Origin of the sequence: Novosphingobium olei (assembly GCF_012927405.1) — a bacterium.
In the GTDB taxonomy this organism is placed as follows: domain Bacteria; phylum Pseudomonadota; class Alphaproteobacteria; order Sphingomonadales; family Sphingomonadaceae; genus Novosphingobium; species Novosphingobium olei.
The window spans coordinates 1-19,039 of record NZ_JABBGM010000024.1 but is presented as its reverse complement, the minus strand read 5'-3'; the positions used below and the strand labels follow the sequence as shown (position 1 = coordinate 19,039).

The 19,039-nt window shown below is 61.4% G+C and carries 10 protein-coding genes and 10 pseudogenes; 13 read left to right on the top strand and 7 right to left on the bottom strand.

Annotated elements, in window-relative coordinates:
* Positions 1–108: pseudogene (locus tag HHL27_RS22645) on the top strand (IS630 family transposase); the annotation flags it as partial.
* 218 nt (positions 109–326) lie between these two features.
* Here HHL27_RS22645 and HHL27_RS21710 read toward each other — a convergent pair.
* Positions 327–1,391 (bottom strand): AraC family transcriptional regulator, encoded by a 1,065-nt coding sequence (locus tag HHL27_RS21710; protein ID WP_338114986.1) that lies wholly within the window; start codon positions 1,389–1,391, stop codon positions 327–329.
* A gap of 150 nt (positions 1,392–1,541) precedes the next feature.
* Between HHL27_RS21710 and HHL27_RS21705 the strand changes: the two genes are divergently transcribed.
* Positions 1,542–3,953, top strand: a complete 2,412-nt coding sequence (locus HHL27_RS21705) for a TonB-dependent receptor (protein ID WP_169495454.1) — start codon at positions 1,542–1,544, stop codon at positions 3,951–3,953.
* 255 nt (positions 3,954–4,208) lie between these two features.
* On the opposite strand, the gene HHL27_RS23030 is transcribed toward HHL27_RS21705, so the two are convergent.
* Together HHL27_RS23030 and HHL27_RS22300 are read right to left on the bottom strand one after the other, a co-directional pair.
* Complete coding sequence (locus tag HHL27_RS23030) at positions 4,209–4,361, bottom strand: hypothetical protein (protein ID WP_420874094.1); 153 nt, start codon at positions 4,359–4,361, stop codon at positions 4,209–4,211.
* A gap of 15 nt (positions 4,362–4,376) precedes the next feature.
* The gene (locus tag HHL27_RS22300) at positions 4,377–4,847 is read right to left on the bottom strand and encodes an IS110 family transposase (protein ID WP_206069785.1); all 471 of its coding nucleotides are present in this window, start codon (positions 4,845–4,847) and stop codon (positions 4,377–4,379) included.
* Between the two features lie 272 nt (positions 4,848–5,119).
* On the opposite strand from HHL27_RS22300, the gene HHL27_RS23025 reads away from it, so the two are divergent.
* Both HHL27_RS23025 and HHL27_RS21695 read left to right on the top strand, forming a co-directional pair.
* Positions 5,120–5,317, top strand: a complete 198-nt coding sequence (locus HHL27_RS23025; protein WP_206069784.1) for a transposase — start codon at positions 5,120–5,122, stop codon at positions 5,315–5,317.
* Positions 5,251–5,886: pseudogene (locus HHL27_RS21695) on the top strand (IS5 family transposase); the annotation flags it as partial. The gene HHL27_RS23025 and the pseudogene HHL27_RS21695, both read left to right, overlap by 67 nt.
* A 281-nt stretch (positions 5,887–6,167) precedes the next feature.
* Here the strand turns inward: HHL27_RS21695 and HHL27_RS21690 are convergent.
* Positions 6,168–6,395 (bottom strand): annotated as a pseudogene (locus HHL27_RS21690) (transposase); the annotation flags it as partial.
* 263 nt (positions 6,396–6,658) lie between these two features.
* Here HHL27_RS21690 and HHL27_RS21685 point away from each other — a divergent pair.
* Entirely contained in the window at positions 6,659–7,867 is a 1,209-nt protein-coding gene (locus tag HHL27_RS21685) for an IS110 family RNA-guided transposase (RefSeq protein ID WP_169495456.1), read from the top strand.
* Positions 7,868–7,960: 93 nt separating this feature from the next.
* On the opposite strand, the pseudogene HHL27_RS21680 reads toward HHL27_RS21685, so the two are convergent.
* A pseudogene (locus tag HHL27_RS21680) lies at positions 7,961–8,954 on the bottom strand (IS256 family transposase); the annotation flags it as partial.
* A gap of 333 nt (positions 8,955–9,287) precedes the next feature.
* Between HHL27_RS21680 and istA the strand changes: the two are divergent.
* Positions 9,288–10,792 (top strand): annotated as a pseudogene (istA, locus tag HHL27_RS21675) (IS21 family transposase).
* Complete coding sequence (istB, locus tag HHL27_RS21670; protein WP_169495453.1) at positions 10,789–11,658, top strand: IS21-like element helper ATPase IstB; 870 nt, start codon at positions 10,789–10,791, stop codon at positions 11,656–11,658. Before istA ends, istB begins: the two are co-directional and overlap by 4 nt.
* Before the next feature lie 48 nt (positions 11,659–11,706).
* Here the strand turns inward: istB and HHL27_RS21665 are convergent, their stop codons facing one another.
* On the bottom strand, positions 11,707–11,874 hold the full coding sequence (locus HHL27_RS21665) for a hypothetical protein (RefSeq protein ID WP_206069782.1): 168 nt from the start codon (positions 11,872–11,874) through the stop codon (positions 11,707–11,709).
* A 131-nt stretch (positions 11,875–12,005) separates the two neighbouring features.
* Between HHL27_RS21665 and HHL27_RS21660 the strand changes: the two are divergent.
* Positions 12,006–12,254 (top strand): annotated as a pseudogene (locus HHL27_RS21660) (DDE-type integrase/transposase/recombinase); the annotation flags it as partial.
* Positions 12,255–12,463: 209 nt separating this feature from the next.
* On the opposite strand, the pseudogene HHL27_RS21655 reads toward HHL27_RS21660, so the two are convergent.
* Positions 12,464–13,761: pseudogene (locus HHL27_RS21655) on the bottom strand (IS110 family RNA-guided transposase).
* A gap of 153 nt (positions 13,762–13,914) precedes the next feature.
* Between HHL27_RS21655 and HHL27_RS21650 the strand changes: the two are divergent.
* From HHL27_RS21650 to ltrA, 5 genes and pseudogenes are all read left to right on the top strand, one after another.
* A pseudogene (locus tag HHL27_RS21650) lies at positions 13,915–14,274 on the top strand (integrase core domain-containing protein); the annotation flags it as partial.
* 89 nt (positions 14,275–14,363) lie between these two features.
* The gene (locus HHL27_RS23020; RefSeq protein ID WP_169495452.1) at positions 14,364–14,879 is read left to right on the top strand and encodes a winged helix-turn-helix transcriptional regulator; all 516 of its coding nucleotides are present in this window, start codon (positions 14,364–14,366) and stop codon (positions 14,877–14,879) included.
* A 255-nt stretch (positions 14,880–15,134) separates the two neighbouring features.
* Positions 15,135–15,706 (top strand): annotated as a pseudogene (locus tag HHL27_RS21640) (IS630 family transposase); the annotation flags it as partial.
* Between the two features lie 230 nt (positions 15,707–15,936).
* A pseudogene (locus HHL27_RS21635) lies at positions 15,937–16,610 on the top strand (IS3 family transposase); the annotation flags it as partial.
* A gap of 636 nt (positions 16,611–17,246) precedes the next feature.
* Positions 17,247–18,761, top strand: a complete 1,515-nt coding sequence (gene ltrA / locus HHL27_RS21630) for a group II intron reverse transcriptase/maturase (protein WP_169495451.1) — start codon at positions 17,247–17,249, stop codon at positions 18,759–18,761.
* The last annotated feature ends 278 nt before the right edge of the window (positions 18,762–19,039 follow it).

Here is a 19,039-nt window from a genome sequence, read left to right as displayed (position 1 = left end):
GCCCGGTCGGTGACAGAACTATGGGACGCGATCCGCGACGCTCTGCCACGCTTCACACCCAACGAATGTGCAAATTACTTCACCGCCGCAGGATACGAACCAAATTGATCGGATTTTGCTCTAACGTCTCTGGCTCGCTGACGACTCTCACCTCGCGAATCATTTCTCCCGTCGCATCGACGAGGCACAGGCTGCACTCTTCCAGAGAGACGTCGATTCCTGCATAACGCTCCGTGATTGTTGCTCTCATGATGCTTGAGGCCGATCGCTCGGACCTCGTTTCCAACACCATCATTTTGAGGGGCAGCGACCCAACATGGCTACTCTTAAGACGCCGGCCCATTACGGCGTCTTAAGGACGCACCACTATCTAAGGCACGCACGCGTGAATATCGTGTCAGTTTTTTCGCGCCGGTCTTCATTGTCCTCTTGAGAAAGCGACTGGCAGCGCTCGCTTCGGAATAGCCCAACCTGTGGGCCAGTTCGGTCAGGCTCGCCTTTCGCTCGTTGGCGAAATACTCTTCGGCAGTTCGCACGCGCACTCGTTCGACAACGGCGCTGAAAGTCAGGCCCTTTTCTGCCAGGCGGCGTTGCAATCCGCGTGCGCTCGTCGCCAGCGCTTCCGCCGTCGCTTCGAGAGAACCGCCCCGGGTCGAAAGCTGGGCTGCCACCAACCGTTCCACTTGCGTCACGACGTCGTCATGATGACGAATGCGACTTGCCTGTTCGAGCTGTCGTTCCAGAAAGGAGAGGAGGTGCGCATTGCCGTTGGGCGAGACGCGACGCATGTCAGCGCGGTGCAGTACAAGCGCCGATCGATCTGCACCGAACCGTATCGGGCAGCGAAACACGCTGCGGTGGATATCAAGGTTGGATGGCGCTGGGTGATCGAATTCGATTCGTACGGGGTGCCACTCGTCACCTAGAATGAGCTGGATCACGCGCATCTGCAGCGTCAGCGTCGCTTCCAGATACTGGCTGCCACCGAAGCGGGCAGGAATAGCGATGAACTGCTGGAGGACGATCTCGTCGCCGTCCTCGGTCATGCGCGAGCCCAGGGCCTGGCTTTCGAGGTGCAGGAAGCGGGCACTGATCCGCACCGAATCCTCCACTGTCGGGCAATGGTCCCACAGCAGGCTCAAGGGGCCGTAGCCGCGCAGGTTGCACCACATCGCGAAGGCAACACCTATGTCCGGACGGCGCGCGACGATGGCGCAAAGCTGCATGATGTCCACCATGGCATGGGCAGGAACCGTCTCAGCCGTGCGGCTGGCATCGAGCAGATCGAGCATGTCGCGATCGAGTATCGCGTTGAGATCTATCCCAGATATCCGCGCAAAGCGGATGAACTGTTGCATCGAAGACGCATGTGCGGCGGTGGTCGTGCTCACGGCACAATAGGTCACTATATTGGCGCATAATGTCAATACTTAATTGTGCACATGATGCAGAGTCGTGGCCGACGCTGACTCCCGTGGCACGAGGAGTAGCGCAAATGGCATTGGTCGGCGTCCTGCGCCGGTCTTTCGAAAGGGAGCAGTATGAAGGGCATTTTGCGCGCCGGCACCGCTGGCGTAATCCTCGCGGCCATGATCGCGACCCCCGCTTTCGCACAGGAAGCGCAGGCGGACTCGAATGACAGCGGCGGCCTGGCGGAAATCGTCGTCACCGCGCAGCGCCGTTCGGAAAATCTCCAGAACGTGCCGATCGCGATCACCGCGGCGACGGCCGACACTCTCGCCCAGGCGCGCGTCGACAACGTCAGCAACATCCAGGCGATCACGCCTTCGGTGACGTTCCGCACCGCCAACATCTCTTCGTCGACCGCCAACGTGATTATCCGCGGCCTTGGCACCACAGGAAACAGCCGTTCGTTCGAAGGCTCGGTCGGCGTGTTCATCGACGGCGTCTACCGCACCCGTGCGGCTGCCGCGCTGCAGAACTTCCTCGACATCGACAACCTGCAGGTCCTGCGCGGCCCGCAGGGCACGCTATTTGGCAAGAACACCACTGCCGGCGCGCTGCTGTTGGCCTCGGCCAAGCCTTCGACCGACAAGTCCGCATTCCTGTTCGATGCGACCTACGGCAACTACAACTCGCTTATGGTCAAGGCGGCGGGCAACGTTCCGTTGTCTGACACCGTGGCGTTCCGCATCGCGGGTCTCGCCTCCACGCGGGAAGGCTTCTACACCAACCCGACCACCGGCAAGGATCTGAACGGCGACGCCACGCAGGCGGTCAAGGCGCAACTGTTGTTCGAGCCCAGCTCCGACTTCTCGGTTCGGCTGATCGGTGACTATTCGCGCGGTTCGGGCAACTGCTGCTATGCCACCAGCGAATTCGCGGTCGGGCCGACGACCGGCCTGCTGATCGAACCGCTGACCGCGGCCAATGGCGGTGTGGTTTCTTCGCGCGATCCTTCGGCCTGGGAGCAGACCCTGAACGGCAACGGGAACCAGGTCATCAAGGACTATGGCGCCACGCTGCAGATGGAACTGGCGCTGGGCGGCGGCACGCTCAAGTCGGTATCGGCCTATCGCAAGTTCGAAGTGAACCAGAACGACATGGATCCGGACTTCACCGGCGCCGATCTGTTCCGCTACTACGAGAACTTCAAGAGCCGCTTCCTCTCGCAGGAACTCACCTACAACGGCAAGATCGAAGCGCTGAATGCCGATTTCGTGCTGGGTGGCTTCATCTCGGATGAAAAGCTGCAGATGGGACGCACTCTGCCCTGGGCTTCGCAGGCGCAGGTCTATTGGGACGCCCTGCTGGGTGGGCCGCTTGCAGGCATCAACGGCTATCTGGCGAGCCAGGGGCTTGATCCAGTGTCGATCTCCGCGCCGGTCGGGACCTGGGCCGTCGAGAAGATGCGCGGCAAGGCCCGCTCCTACGCCGGCTTCGCGCACGTCGATTTCGCGGTGGGTGAGAAGGTCAACGTGATCGCCGGTCTGCGTTACTCGGTGGAGAAGAAGCAGGGTTCGTTCGTCAATCCCTACTATCGGACCTCGCCCAACGGCTCGGCGACCGAGATCTTCACGCTCTTGGGCCTCATGCCCAGCCCGGCCTATGACCGCGAGATCACCAACAAGTCGCTGTCCGGCACGTTCGGCATCCAGTACCGCCCGGTCTCCGACGTAATGCTCTATGCGACCTACAACCGCGGCTTCAAGGCTGGCGGCGTCAACATCGACGCTAATGCGGCAGGGACCGTGCTGAACAACGGCGCGTTCTACAGCACCCTGTCGCCGAGCCAGCAAATCGCGATCTCGCTTCTGAACGGGGGCGCAGGCGTGTCGCCCCCGACCAACCCGACGTACAAGCCGGAAACGGTGAACGCGTTCGAAGTCGGCGCCAAGATCCAGTATCTCAACCGCCGCGCGCGCACCAACATCGCGCTGTTCTACTATGACCTGCACGATCTCCAGGTCGCTCAGTTCCTCGGCCTGCAGTTCACCGTTCTGAACACGGCCAAGGCCAAGGATTATGGTCTCGAAATCGAAAACCTGTTCGAGCTGACCGACGGCGTCACCCTGGCGTTGGATGGCACGTGGGTTCCGCACGCCAAGTATGGCAAGGACCCGCTGCTCGATCCTGCGCTTTCCGGCCAGCGCTTCCGCTATGCACCGAAGTTTGCCGGTAACGCCACGATCAACGTCGACACGCCGATCACCGAGAATGTCAACTTGACCGCGCGCTTGCAGTACCAGTACACGGGCAAGCAGTTCGTGAACACGGCGGGCACCGAAGTGCAGGGAGCCGTCAGCCTGGTCAACGCCAACCTCGGCTTCAAGCTGCCGAAGTCGGGCTTGACCGTGGAAGGCTGGGTGCAGAACCTGTTCGACGAGACCTACTTCACGGCTGCGTTTAACTCCACGCTGCAAACCGGCGACATTCGCGGCTACTTGGGCGCTCCGCGTACCTACGGCATTCGCCTGCGCGCAGCGTTCTGAACTTAGTTCATAGTTCCGATGAAAGCCGCTGCCCCTTGCTGGAGGGGCAGCGGTGTCAAACGGCGTTCAGTTCGCTGGCCGAGTGAGAACTGAGATCCATGCCTTTGGGAAGTACTGTCGAAACAGGCCATTGGTATTTTCGTTGGTGCCGCGTTGCAATGGGCTCCGTGGCTTGCAGAAGTAGATTTTAGAGTACCCGTGATGATCAAGCGGGAGATTTCTGCCAGCATCGATCAGCCTTGAGCAATGCGTTCGCTATGACGACGAGCTTGCGCATGACGGCGGTGACAGCGATTTTGGCGGGCTTTCCGGCGGTAACGAGGCTGGCATGTAAAGTGCCTGTCGGACGTTGGCGCGACCACCGCGGATGAAGCTCTTGCCTTTCCATTGGCCATACTGGCGTGCCACGGGTGCAAGGCCGGCCTATGCTGCCGCCTGTTTGTTTTCGAGACTACCGAGTTCGGGCATGTTGGCGATAAGCTGGTTGGCGGTCAACGTTCCCACTCCGGCGATGCTGGTCAGGATCCGGTGCCGGTGGGCGAGCGCGGCATCGGCGGCGATCAGGTTGGCGATTTCTGCGTCGAGCGCCTCGATACGTCGGTCGATCTGTTCGAGCCGTTGCCGGCATTGACGCTTGAGCAGGGCGATGGTGAGATTCTTCTCCCGGTTTTTGAGCGCAGTGCGATCGCGCACAAGGCCGTCCCGGACGTTAATGAGTTCTGCCATCTGGACCTGCTGCGTGCTTCTGGCAGGTCGGACCGGTGACTGAAGGGTTGCAGCCATACGGGCCAAAAGCATGGCGTCGATGCGATCGGTCTTGGCCAGCGTTCCGGTGGCCTGTGCGAAGCGCCGGGCACGTTCCGGATTGAGTTTGACACAGGGCCAATCGGCCAACGCGGTCTCCAACGCGCGGTGGTAATGAGACCTGTGCGCGGGTGGATGTAGACGTAGGCGTTGATTGTTGATTCTATGAGCTTTCCGAAGAGGAGGGCTGGGCGTGGCGCATCGTTCGATTGGTCAGGAGCGGTTCGACTTTGCTGGGCGCATGCGGTCTGCATCGTCGCTCGACGCCCTTACCGCGCTGATCGATTGGAGCCCGGTCGCGGCGCTTCTCGATCCGCTCTATCCGGCGGCCAAGGGCGAACCCGCCTGGGCCGCCACTGGCGATGTTCAAAGCCCTGCTTCTGTCGATCTGGTACGACCTGTCCGACGTAAAGCTGGCCGAAGTGCTCGACGATCGAACCTCCTTTCGCCGTTTCGGCGGGTTTTCCGCGACTGAAGGACGCCCGAGCGCACTGCCTTCGTCAGATTTCGCCGGCTGCTGGTTGCCCACCAGCTTGATCGGTCACTGTTTGAAACGGTGACCGCGCAGCTCAAATCCAAGGCCGTGACGGTCAAGACCGGAACGCTTGTCGATGCCACCATCATTGCCTCGGCCAGTGAAGACGATGACGATGCGCGCTGGGTAAAGCACAAGGGCAAGCGGGCTGTTCACGGTTTCAAGGCCCATGTTGGTGCCGACGCCGATACGGCATTGGTCGAGGAACTGTCGGTCACATCTGCCAATATCAACGATGGCAAGGCAGGTCCTGAAGCATTGCCCGAAAATCCCGGCGAGGTGTTTGCTGACAGCGCCTATCGCGGCAATCACTTCCGCGATGCCGTGCGTGCCAAGGGTGGCATACCCCGGATCGTCGCCACCGGCATGTGGGGTCGCGACGAAGCCGAAACGCTGCGCAAGCTCCATGAATGGAACCAGCCGATCCATCGCGTGCGCGGCCGGATCGAGAAGATCTTCGGTACGTGGAAGCACTGCTACGGCCTTCGTCGAATGCGATGGCGAGGTCTCGCCAAAGCCGCCGTCCAGGTCCATCTCACCGCCATCGCCTACAACCTCAAGCGCACAATGAATATTCTCACGGCAGCGGCCTGAGCGTTCGCACTGCTATGCCGACGTACTGGCCAAACCAACGCCGATTCGAGAAAGCGTCAAAATATGACGCCTCTTCAGCACCCTAAATCCACCCGCGCACAGGTCTCATTAGCGCCGACACCGCGATGTTCATGGCCGGGGCGCCGAACCCCATCTCCGACTGTTCGATCTGGTAGCGGCGCAGATCTTCATTAGTTGCCCTGTCGGGTGGCTGTTGCGCGACGATCAGGTCGCGTCCGTCAATGTGGTGTAAAATCGGGTGTGGCCAGCGGGCTGCATTTTCAGGCGGCCTTGGGTGTAATCTGTAGGGGCTGAACCTCCTCGATCGTTGGTGTGGTAAGGGCGGCCATGCCCTCGATCTGCATGTAGCGGTGCTGGAGTTGGTATTCGTCGTTCTGCTCGAGCAGGACGGCGCCGACGAGGCGTATGATGCTGTCCTCGTTGGGGAAGATACCGACGACATCGGCGCGGCGCTTCACCTCCTTGTTGAGGCGTTCCAGCGGGTTGGTAACTGGTATGAGAATGGCGGTGCCGAAGTTCCTTCTGCGACTCACCGGTTGCGGGATATGGTGCGACCATCCGGGACAGAGGCACCGGGAGCACGAATGTGCGGGCAGGCCGATGTATTCGATGAGCTGAGAGCTCGAGTTAGTAGCTGGCCGCCTCTGCGACTCACCCGGTTGCGCTGCGAGCGCGGATCCGTAGTTGTCGTGTCGCCCGCCGCTCCCGTCACTTTGGCTGACAGGAGGCGTTTATGCGGCGCGTCATTGGCATTGATATCCACCGGACCTTTGGCGAGGTGATGATCTGGGAAGAAGGTGGGCTCAGCCATGCCGGCCGGGTCGACATGACCCGAACGGCACTGGAGGGGTTCGGCAGGGCTCTTCGATCTACCGATGAGGTGGTGATCGAGGCGACAGGCAACTGCATGGCCGTGTCGCGGGTGCTTTCGCCGTTTGTGGCGCGGGTGGTGATCGCCAACCCGCTTCAGGTGAAGGCGATCGCCCACGCGCATGTGAAGACCGACAAGATCGATGCGGGCACGCTGGCCAGCTTGTATGCGGCCGGTTACCTGCCGGAGATCTGGACGCCCGATGCTGCCACCGAACGCATGCGCCGATTGGCGGCGCGGCGCTTCCAGGTTGCCCGCCACCGCACGCGGATCAAGAACGCGGTGCATGCGATCCTGCATGCGCACCTCATCCCGCGCTGTCCACATGCCGATCTGTTCAGCGGCGTTGGCCGAGCATGGCTCGCGTGCCAACCGGTGCCCGAAGACGAGCGCGGCGCTATCGAACGGCACATTCGCGAGCTCGATCGGCTGACCGACGATTTGGCGGCGCTCGACAAGGAGATCGCTGGCGACGCGTTGGACGACGATGCGATTGCCAGGTTGCTGACCATCACGGGCATCAACTTGACCGTGGCAGCGGGGATCGTTGCGGCGATCGGCGACATCAGCCGCTTCTCGAGCCCGCAGAAGCTGGTCAGCTATTTTGGCCTCAACCCGCGCGTGCGCCAGTCAGGGCTTGGGGCGGCCCATCATGGGAGGATCAGTAAGGTCGGGCGCAGCCATGCCAGGGCGATGCTGGTCGAGGCGGCGTGGGCAGCAGCCAAGACGCCGGGGCCGCTGCATGCCTTCTTTGTTCGCATCCGGGCCAAGCGCGGCCATCAGGTGGCGGCGGTCGCATTGGCGCGCAAGCTGACGGTTCTATGCTGGCACCTGCTGACCAAGCAGACCGACTATCGTTGGGCGCGACCAGCGCTGGTCGCCAACAAACGGCGGGCGATGGAGCTCAAGGCTGGGAAGCCACAGCGCAAGGGTAACCAGCCAGGCCCAGCCCATGCCTATAACATCAAGAAGCTGCGCGATCAGGAAATGGAGATCGCTCGCCACGCCGAGCAAGCCTATGAGCAATTCGTTGCCCAGTGGGAGACCAGGCCAAAGGTGCGCGGACGCTCCAAACCGGCAGGGCTATGACAGGCGGCCTGACGGAACTTCCAGCCGATGTTCCGCTCTTCGCCACGGAGTCGCCCGCGCAGTTCCCCCATAGCAAATTTCTGCGGTGCAGGTCTTGTCCATCTCATCCGTGGAATGCAGCTTGACCCGGTGCTGCTCGGGGAAGGTCATGTAGGCCAGCACGTCATGCTCGGCATCGTCCATGCAGCTTTGGCCATCGGGCGCGCAACTGGTCGGCAACCTGGCGCCAGACCTGCGTGGCGGCAGCATGGTCGGGCTGGAGAAAGACCTGGCGGATCGCAGCGGCAACGACGGTATTCTGGCCCTTGGGCACATAGGCCAAGGCGTTGCGCATGAAGTGGACACGGCAGCGCTGCCAGGTCGCGCCCATGACGCGGGTAATCGCTGCCTTGAGCCCTTCGTGGGCATCCGAGATGACCAGCTTCACGCCGGTCAGGCCGCGCCGGGCGAGGTCCTTGAGGAAGCTCGACCAGAAAGGCTCGGCCTCCGATGGGCCGATGTGGAGGCCGACGATCTCGCGCTTGCCCTCGGTGTTGACGGCGACGGCGATTATCGCGGCGACACTGACGATCCGCCCGCTCTCGCGTACCTTGAGATAGGTGGCATCGAGCCAGAGGTAGGGCCAGTCGCCGGCGAGCGGGCGCTTGAGGAAGGCGTGGACACGCTCGTCGATGTCCTTGCACAGCTTGGATACCGAGGATTTTGAGATGCCGGTCATGCCCATGGCCTGGACCAGCTCATCGACGCGCCGGGTGCTGACGCCGGCGATCCACGCCTCCTGGATCACCGCGACCAGTGCCTTCTCGACGGTCTTCCTCGGTTCCAGAAAGCCGGGAAAGTAGGCCCCGGTCCGCAGCTTGGGGATCTTGAGGTTGAGCGTGCCGAGCCGGGTATCGAGGCTGCGGTCGCGGTAGCCATTGCGCCATGTCGTGCGGTCGCCGGACCGCTCGTGCCGGCCGGCACCGACCAGGCCGTCGACGTCGGCCTCCATGATGATCTGCAATACACTCTCGGCGATCGTGCGCAGGAAATCTCCATCTCCGGTCTTCGCCATCAGCTCAGCAAGCGGTAGTCTGTCGTCGGTCATCGGGATCAACTCCTCGGTGGGCGTGTGAAGTGTGGTAACTCCACCCTACCGATGAGCCCGGTGGCCACCGAGATCGAAATCACATGGGGTGGGGCATGCCCCACCCCATGTGATTGCCTCAATCTACACCGAAAATTACACCACGAGCGCGGACGCTAACGACGATCAGGGTGAGAAAGCGCGACAATCAAAATGAGAATCCGGTGTGTCGGGATCGGCGGAGGGCGTAGCCCGTAGCCGGTCCCGACACACCGGAGGCACTCTTTGCCGGGTGCCTGTGATGGTCGTGGTGGCCGCTATGCATCGGGTTTTCCGGGGAGGAGGACCTGGCGTGTGGCCGGCCGACACATCAACGATCATCAGGTGAGACTTTTTATGACCAACAGACGTAATGACCCCGTCGCTTTGGCGGCGGCGAAGGCCGGGTTCAGTTCGGCGACGGCCTATCGGGTTCTGCAGGACACCCGACCGCCATCACAGCGGCGAACACCGCGCAGCCGGCGCCGGCCTGATCCCCTTGCCGGTATCTTCGATGAAGTGGTCGTGCCGATGCTGGAGGCTGCTCCCGGCCTTCGGCCCATAGCGATCTTCGAGGAATTGCGGCGCCGATATCCCGAGACGGTGTTCGGCTCCCGGCGAACCCTGGAGAGGCGCATTCGCGACTGGCGCGCCATGAACGGGCAGGATCGCGAAGTCATCTTCCGGCAAGTGCACGAAGCAGGACGGCTCGGCCTGTCCGATTTTACCTGCATGGACGATCTGGACGTTTCGATCGCCGGGCAACCCCTGGATCACCTGCTCTATCACTTCCGACTGCCGTGCGGTGGCTTCGAGCATGGGCACGTCATCCTGGGCGGCGAGAGTTTCGTTGCCTTGGCCGAAGGGCTGCAAAATGCGCTCTGGTCTGCGGGCGGCGCGCCGAAGCTCCATCGCACCGACAGCCTCTCGGCCGCCTTCCGCAATCTGGACGCCGATGCCCGGATCGATCTGACCAGGCGCTATGATGCGCTCTGTGCCCATTATGGAATGGAGCCCACGCGGAACAACCGGGGCGTTGCTCACGAGAACGGCGCGATCGAGAGTGCCATGGCCATATCAAGGCTGCCGTGAAGGATGCACTGCTGCTGCGAGGTAGCGCCGACTTCGCCAACCTTGCCGACTATCGCCGCTTCATCGACGAGGTCGTAAATGCGCGCAACCGGCGGCACGGCCCCGGGATCGATGCCGACCGCAAGTTCCTGCAGCCGCTGCCGGATGTGCGCACCACCGACTACGAGGAGATCCTCGTGACGGTCACGTCGTCGGGCGGCTTCACGCTGCGCAAGGTATTCTACACTGTCCCATCCCGCCTGATCGGGCACCGTTTGCGGGTCCGCCTGTATGATGACCGCCTCGACGTCTTCATCGGGGGCACGAGGCTCATGACCCTGCCGCGCGGCCGCGCCGGCATGAACGGGAAGCACGGCCACGTTGTCGATTACCGCCACGTGATCCATTCCCTGCGCCGCAAGCCCATGGCGCTGTTGGGGTTGGTTTATCGCGACAGCCTGTTCCCGCGAGATGCCTATCGCCTGATGTTCGACCACTTGCTGGAGGTTCGGGGCGAGCGGGAAGCCTGCCGCACCACCGTCGAACTTCTGGCCATGGCCCACGAACGCGCATGCGAGGCTGAACTCGCCGGCCTCCTGACCGAGGATCTGACCGCGCGCCGAACGCCATGCCTGACAACCTTGCGGGCCCGGTTCAGTCCGGACCCTGCCGATCTGCCCGAAGTCGTGGTCGAACTGGTGCCGCTGTCGATCTACGATGGACTGATCGAACAGGGAGAAGCCGCATGAGCGCAGCTCCCATGATCGATGCGCAGCGCCTCAGCCTCATGCTCAACGAGCTGCGCTTGCCCACCATCAAGCACATCCGGGGGGACTTCGCCGCCCAGGCGGACAAGGAAGGGTGGCCCGCCAGCAGGTTCCTCGCCGCGCTCGCCGAACACGAACTCGCCGAGCGTGATCGCCGCCGGATCGAACGCCATCTTGCAGAGGCCCATCTGCCCGCAGGCAAGACCCTCGACTGCTTCGCCTTCGATGCCGTGCCGATGATCTCCAAGGCCCAGGTCATGGCCTTGTGCGCCGGTGATGGCTGGCTCGAGCAAGGCGCCAACCTCATCCTGTTCGGTCCGCCGGGCGGCGGCAAAACCCATCTCGCCGCAGCTATCGGCCTTGCGCTGGCGGAACGGGGCTGGAGGGTTCTGTTCACTCGAACCTCCGACCTCGTTCAACGCCTGCAGGTCGCCCGACGCGAACTCGCACTCGAATCCGCCATGGCCAAGCTCGACAAATACCACCTGCTCGTGCTCGACGACTTTGCTTACATCTCACGCGATCAGGCCGAAACGTCAGTGCTCTTCGAGCTGATCAGCGCTCGCTACGAGCGACGATCGTTGCTGATCACCGCCAACCAGCCCTTCGGCGAATGGAACAGGGTCTTCCCGGATCCGGCCATGACGCTCGCCGCCGTCGACAGGCTCGTGCACCACGCCACCATCTTCGAGATGAACGTCGAAAGTTACCGGCGGCGCACCGCACAGGCTAGGCGCACCGGCGCCGGGCGCCCCGCCGCCTACACCACGTCAAAGGTCCTCGAGACCATCCGCGACAATCAGGATGAGAACGACGACCTTGCCAGCGACAATCAAAACAGGCACTGATCGACGCGCCGCGACAATCACATTCTCATCCTGATTGACGCGCAATCCTCATCCAGTTTGTCGCGCTACAGGTGGCCGTCCAAGCCAGATCGCGAACCGCTCGACATCGCGCAAATAGTTGCGCTGCGTCGTCCGGCAAAGACGCTGCAGCTTCATGTCCTCGATCATCCGCTCCCGAAGCGTGGTGGCGGGCGCTGGCATAGTGGTATTGGTCATGTTCGACTCCTCGGTTGAAGGAGCCGAAAATGTCTGCCTCCCGGTCGCGTGGCTCAACCAAGGCGTGTTATAATCGGGTACTTTCACAACATCAGGTCCAGCGCCATTCCCGCGCCAGCGGGTTCGTACTCGTCATGGCTGCCCGTCGGGTGGAGCGGCCACTGCCGTCCTGTCCCAATGACGTCTGGGCAATGGACTTCGTGTCCGATGCATTGTTCAACGGCAAACGGTTCCGTGCCCTGACGGTTGTAGATGCCTACACCCGGGAATGTCTGGCGATCCACGTCGATCAGGGGATCAAAGGCGAGCAGGTGGTCGACGTGATGGATCGCCTGCTGTTCGAGCGAGGTAAGCCACCAGCGAAAATCAGGGTGGACAACGTCCTAGGTTGGGAAGCAGCGGCGGGAAAAGGCCAGCAGGTCTCGTTGCGCCGAACGTGATCGGCGCTGATGACTTTGTGATCCAGATGGCTTCCATCGTCAAGGAATGCGCTCTCGGCCATAGCAAACACAGGATTCAGCGGCCGCGCAGGTCGTGGTCCTCACCGTCCTTAAAATGAGATGCGGATGCCAGATGGAAGGCCCGAACATTATCTACAGGGTCGCTGCTGCGCCCTCACGGCTCCACAGAGAGGGGTCCTTCCATCTGGTGTCCGCCCGTTCAACGAACGGACGGTACTCGGCTCCCGTCTTGATGACGGCGTGCGCAACGCGCGCCATCTTGGCGGTGAGTGCGGTCATCGCCTTCCGGCGGCGATCAGGGTCGTTGCCATGCCCGGCGACATAGCGTCCAAGCTTGTCTCGAAAGCTGTTGTCGCGCTGGCGAATGGCAACTTGGGTCGCCATCCAGAAGGTGCGTCGTAGCCGAGCGTTACCGTACTTTGACAGCTTGGTCCGCCCGCGGAATGTGCCGGACTGGCAGGTGGCCAGGTCGAGCCCGCAAAACTTCAGAAACTGGCGATGATGGTTAAAGCGCCGCAGATCGCCAGCCTCAGCGAGGATCGTCAGCGCGTTGATCGGTCCGATCCCGGGGATCATGCGTAGGAGCTGGTAATCGCGGTTCTCGCTGAGCACGGCGTTCGCAGTCCGCTCGATCTCGTCGCGTTGCCGGATCAGGCTACGCGCCTGCGCGATCACCATGCGAAAACATGGTGATCGCAACGGAATCCTCGTCAACCGGCAGCGCCATGGATGCAGAGGCCGTCTCGTAGATATCATTGATCAGCCGGGCTTTTGACACCTTGCGGCCGACCAGCGCCCAGGCTTCACGCGTGAAGCCTTCCTGCCCAAGGGCGGTCATGCTGGCCGGTGTGGGAAAACGCTCCAGCAAGGCCAGGAACCAGTCCGACCTGCTGTTGCCAGCGAAACGCTCGATCTCCGGGAAATACAGCGGCAGATAGTGAGTCAGGATCCGATGCCAGGTCTGGGTCTTCGCCTTGGAAATGGCCTCGTGCGTCTTCGACATCTCCTGCAAGTCGTTGATGCCCGCAGCCAGAGGATCGACATAGCGCTGGGTGGCGCCGATCCGCAGCATGTGCAGGATCACCTGCGCGTCCTTGGAATCGTTCTTGTCCCAGCCATTGTGCAGAGCTTCCCGGGTCCGGGCCAAGGCGACCGACGAAATCAGCCGTAGTTCGAAACCGGCAGCTAGCAGTCGGTGCGCCAGCGTACGGTGGTAGTTGCCGGTGGCCTCAAAGCCAACGACGATAGGTCTGCCGATGGCTACCAGGTCGTCCGCGAGGCGGTCGTAATCAGCCTTGGTGGCCATGACTGTCATCCGGCGACGTCGACCGCCCTCTGGGCGTTCGATCAGCACTTCCTGACGGTGCTTAGACATATCGATCGCTACCAGCACGGCATCGGCCGGAGTAGAACTGAGCTTGGTCATGGTCGGTCAGTCTCCAAAGCGTTGAGTCGACAACTTCACTTTAGAGACCTGCTGGCCGATCATGGCCGCCTTGATGAAGCCGGCGGGCGCTACGCGCCCTTGTCTTCATCAAGGCGAATGCTGCCTTCGAGGGGCAGCTTCCCAATGTGCTATGGCACCGAATTTATCTCCCGGGCGCTCGACCACTGGGCTTATATCAACAGGGTCACGCTGGACTTCAGCAGGCCGGGCAAGCCAACCGACAATGCGTTCGTGGAATCCTTCAACGGTCGCCTGCGCGACGAGTGCCTGAACACGCATTGGTTCTTGTCATTGGACGACGCCAGGACCAAGATCGGGGCGTGGCGGACGGACTTCAACGAGACCCGGCCTCACACATCCATGGGGTTCATGACGCCTGCCGATGAAGCGCCAGACCTCTCATTATGGACGGCGGCAAATCCGGGAGAGGGTCAATGCAAGGAACAATTACGTGAGGCAACGGTCCCGCCGTTCGGGAACATTCCTTCGTGAGGCAACACGAACCCTCATCCAGTTTGTCGCGCTACAGTGCACCCTATCACATCAGACCCGCACCATAAAATCTCAGGATCAAACATCTAATGCGGACCTTGACAGTGAAATCAAAATCATTTTTGGAAATTCCCTGCTCTATTTCGGGAGCTCTGGAGTTAATTGGAAATCACTGGTCGTTATTGATTATTCGCGACTTGGCACTAATTTCCGACCACCATGGATATTTGTGGACAACCACTGATGTCTCGACGCCGGCACTTTGTGCGAGGCTCGAACGCCTGATCGTCAGCGGCATAGTGGAGCGCGTACGCTACCAAGGGTTACCTTCTTGCGAAGCTTATCGCCTAACCGAGAAGGGTCGCGACCTTTGGACAGTCTGCCTTGCGTTGCAGGAATGGGGCGACCACTGGAATGCCAGCGGATGCGGTGCCCCGCCGATGGAAACGGTAGATCGAAAAACTGGCAGACCGTTAAAGTTGGCGATAGTGGACGCCGTAACTGGCCGCGCCGTGCCGCCTCACCGCATTGAACTGCGCCCAGGCCCTGGCGCCGATGACTCCGTTCGCCGTGTTCTCAGTCCAGCTCTACGGACAAACCCATGAAACGGCAAACGAATCGAACCTTCCATCGGGGGTATTTGGGGATCCTAGTCGATTGATCGGATCGGAAGAGACCGTTTGGGGCTTCTCGTCGGCTATAGGGCGTGCGACACTGCGGGATGCGTACTCGCATCAGCATTTCCGTCACGGCCGCGGACAGAGTTGGACTTGAGGCAATCGTCGCTGCGCGCAGTTTGCCCTAGAAACAATTTTGGCGAGCGTGGATCATTCTCCTGAGCGATCAGGGCCTGGGTACCGGTGCGCGCCATGGCCAAGGCCGTTGGCATCGCTACGTCTACGGTTGTGAAAATCTGGCACGATCACGGTCTCGCGCACCACCGCTGGCGCAGTTTCAAGCTGTCCAATGACAAGGCCTTTGCCGAGAAGCTTCATGATGTTGTAGAGCTCTATGTCTCGCCGCCAGCTCATTCGATCGTGCTGTCGGTTGATGAAAAGAGCCAGATCCAGGCGCTCGATGGCACGCAGCCGGGGTTGCCGCTCAAGCGTGGCCGCCGAGCGACCATGACTCACGACTACGAGCGAAATGGCACCACCACCCTGTTCTCCGCGCTCAATATCCTCGATGGATCGGCGATCGGCCGCAACATGCAGCGCACCGGCATCAGGTGTTCATTCGCTCCCTCAACGCCGTCAACGCCGAATTGCCTGCCGACAAGACCGTCCACGTCATTCTCGACAATTATGCGACCCACAAGCCGCCCAAGGTCCGCGCCTGGCTGGCACAGCATCCACGGTGGACCTTCCACTTCGTGCCAACATCCTGTTCGTGGCTGGATGCCGTCGAGGGCTTCTTCGCCAAGCTTATGAGACCTGTGCGCGGGCGGGTGTACGCGGCACGCCGGCTCCGCGTCAACATCGAGATCCTCGAGGAGATGGCCGAGCAAATGACACCCGAGCTCGGGTGCCTCAGCGTCATCGAAAGCACCGATGAAATGGCGGGGTCTGTGACCGCCTTTACCTCCCAGGGGCTTCGCTACCTGTGAGTAGCCCCTAGATTTCTGGACGCCTTCGATCCTAATTTTGAGGACAGGAGGCGACGATGGGGAAGCCCAACTTCAGTGATGAGTTCAAGCGTGATGCGGTGGCCCAGATCACCGAGCGCGGATATCCGGTAGCCGAGGTCTCGCAGCGGCTCGGGGTCAGTCAGCACTCGCTGTATGCCTGGAAGCGGCAGTTGGCGAAGTTAGTGTCGGGCGATGCCAGCAAGGATGCCGAGATCCGCCAGCTAAAGCGCGAGTTGGCCCGGGTGACCGAGGAGCGCGACATCTTAAAAAAAGCCACCGCGTATTTCGCCAGGGATGCAAAGTGAGATACGCCTTCGTTGCCGAGCATCGTAACCAGTTCAGGGTTCGGACGATGTGTCGGTGCCTGCGCATCCAGCCCAGCGGTTTCTATGCCTGGCAGAAGAGCCCGCTCAGCCAGCGGGCTCGGGAAGATGCTCGGCAGACGGAGCTGATCCGACAGGCCTGGAACGACAGCGGCAAGGTTTATGGCTACCGCAAGCTGCACGATGACCTGCTGGATCATGGCGAGACCTGCTGCCCGAACCGCGTTGCCCGGTTGACCAGGCTGGCGGGCATCAGGGCTCAGGTCGGCTACAAACGCCGGCCTGGCAGCTATGGCGGCAAGCCCTCCTTGGTGGTCGACAACACGCTGGATCGCCAGTTCGATGCAGCAGCGCCCGACCGCGCATGGGTGACAGACATCACTTACAGTGCGCCTCGCGCGCATATGTCTGGAATGCAAAGGAGAAAGGAGGAATTGAGCGAATGCCCTGCCCCCTGCTGTGAGGGGGCATGAGCCCAAGCGGCGGTGACCTGCCGTCAACTGGCAGGGTGACGTAGCCCGCAGGTAAAGGGGATTGAGGCGAAGCCGCTACGCCGAGATGGTCCCCGAGGCTGTAGTGCAGAAGGTTGAGGAACACGAACCGGTTAATCCGCATCCGAGGGCTGAAATGTCGCCTTCGCCTACACGGCTTAACAGGCGGAATGCTGATGATGTCGTCGGAGACGTAAGTCGGCGACATCCGAATGTGGCCGGAAATGTAGCCCGTCCACGTGGAGTCATGGAGAGAACGCAGCCAGACCATGGCATCGGCATCGACTTGCGGGACGCAAGGACAAGGACTGCGACCGGCAACCTCCCCAGCGCGTTAAAGTCCAGCATATGAACGAGGGAAGGCATGATGGAATGCCAAGGGAGTTGGCCCCGATGTCCGCCATGCTGGCGGAGTCCCCGTAGTAGTCCGCGACAGGGAAAGCCTGTCACATGGCGAAGGGGGACAGTTCAATCTGCTTGAAGTGCAAACTACCTGACCAAATGAGGTGAAGACCTTTGATAATCAGCGAAATGCAGCACAAGCTCGCGACATGGGCCGAGAGTGATCCGAACCGCCGGTTCGATCGCCTTCTCCGGCTCATTGCCGACAGGGCGTGGCTTGCCGAGGCGGCCCGGATCGTGTTGGCGTCTAGCGGCGCCAATACACCGGGCATCGACAGAATGGACAAGCAACGGATGCAGGCCGGACTGGCAGATCATCTGGCCAGCCTGCGAACGGACCTGCTGACGGGGAATTACGTCCCGCAGCCGGTCAGGCGAATCTATATCCCGAAAGCCAATGGCAAGAAACGTCCACTGGGTATCCCGACCCTGAAAGACCGCATCGTCCAACGTGCGATGCTGATGGCCATGGAGCCGATCTGGGAGAGCGACTTCCATCGCCTCTCTTACGGCTTCCGGCCGGAACGCAGCGTGCATCACGCTGTCCGGACCGTGAAGATACAGTTGCAGGATTGTGGTGCCGGGACGCGGGGCCGCTGGATCATCGAAGGTGATCTGGCGAGCTACTTCGACACGGTCCACCACCGGCTTCTGGTTCGCTGCGTCCGGCGGCGTATCCGGGATGATCGGTTCGTCGATCTGCTCTGGCGGTTCCTGAAGGCAGGCCACATAGACCGTGGCCTGTTCGTGGCCTCGAGTGAGGGTGTTCCGCAAGGCGGCGTGTTGTCGCCGCTCCTGTCCAACATCATGCTCCATGAGTTTGATGCGTGGCTGGAGGCAAAATACCTGAGCGACAAGGCGCGTAAGGATCGCTGGGCATGGAACTTCGGCATCCAGCAGGGGCGCCCCATTACGGTTCGCGAGAACCGGCAATGGAAACCTGCTGTCGCCTACTGCCGGTACGCCGATGACTTCGTCGTCATCGTCAAAGGCACCAAGGCACATGCCGAGGCCATCCGTGAGGAGTGCCGGGCCTTTCTGGAAGGCGACCTGAAGCTGACGTTGAATATGGACAAGAGCCATATCACCCACGTTGACGACGGGTTCGTGTTCCTCGGGCACCGGATAATCCGCAGGCGGGGATCGAGCGGACGCATGTCCGTGGTCTCAACGATACCCAATGAGAAAGCCAAGACCTTCGCTCACCGACTGGTCGAGGCGCTCTCCGGCAATCATGAGGTTGCCGCGGTGGACATGATTGACAGCCTGAACCGCCAGTTGGCGGGTTGGGCCGCGTTCTACAAGTTCACCGACTTCACGGCGCGCACATTCCGGCGCATCGACACCGTCGTGTTCTGGAAAATGGCGCACTGGTTGGCGCAGAAGTACCGGTCCCGCATCAAACCGCTGATGCGCAAATGGTACCGCGCGCCGGACATCGGCCAATCGAAAACTTGGCTGCTGTACGGACGAAGCAATCAGGGCAACGCCGTAGGCAAGGCGCTGCGGCGACTGGTCACGAGCCAGAAGTTGCAGTTCCGGTGGCGGAATCCGGAGCGAAATCCCTACATCTTCCGGGACGAACTCCGAAACACTGTCACCTCCCGCTATCATGATGTCGCCATGGCCATGGGCCAAGGCTGAATGGAGAGCCGTATGCGCTGAAAGGTGCACGTACGGTTCGGGGAGGGGAAGCGCTGATGCGCTTCCTACTCCACTTCGCACCCTGGAGGGCTTTGCCTATCTGGCTGTCGTGATCGACCTCTATTCCCGCCGCGTGGTGGGTTGGTCGATGCAGAGTGCGGATTCCGACGATGCCGCCCCCCCATTCCGATCTGATCGCGCCCACCGTTCCGATTTGATGCCGCCCGGGTGGGGAGCAGATCGCGGGCCGATATTCACATGTGATATTTCAGTCGGTC

What these genes read in the sequence shown, in the direction of transcription:
- HHL27_RS23020 (WP_169495452.1), top strand. Translation starts at nt 14,364, where the DNA reads ATGCGGACCTTGACAGTGAAATCAAAATCATTTTTGGAAATTCCCTGC.
- HHL27_RS23025 (WP_206069784.1), top strand. Translation starts at nt 5,120, where the DNA reads ATGTTCAAAGCCCTGCTTCTGTCGATCTGGTACGACCTGTCCGACGTA.
- HHL27_RS21665 (WP_206069782.1), bottom strand. Translation starts at nt 11,874, where the DNA reads ATGACCAATACCACTATGCCAGCGCCCGCCACCACGCTTCGGGAGCGG.
- HHL27_RS21705 (WP_169495454.1), top strand. Translation starts at nt 1,542, where the DNA reads ATGAAGGGCATTTTGCGCGCCGGCACCGCTGGCGTAATCCTCGCGGCC.
- istB (WP_169495453.1), top strand. Translation starts at nt 10,789, where the DNA reads ATGAGCGCAGCTCCCATGATCGATGCGCAGCGCCTCAGCCTCATGCTC.
- ltrA (WP_169495451.1), top strand. Translation starts at nt 17,247, where the DNA reads ATGCAGCACAAGCTCGCGACATGGGCCGAGAGTGATCCGAACCGCCGG.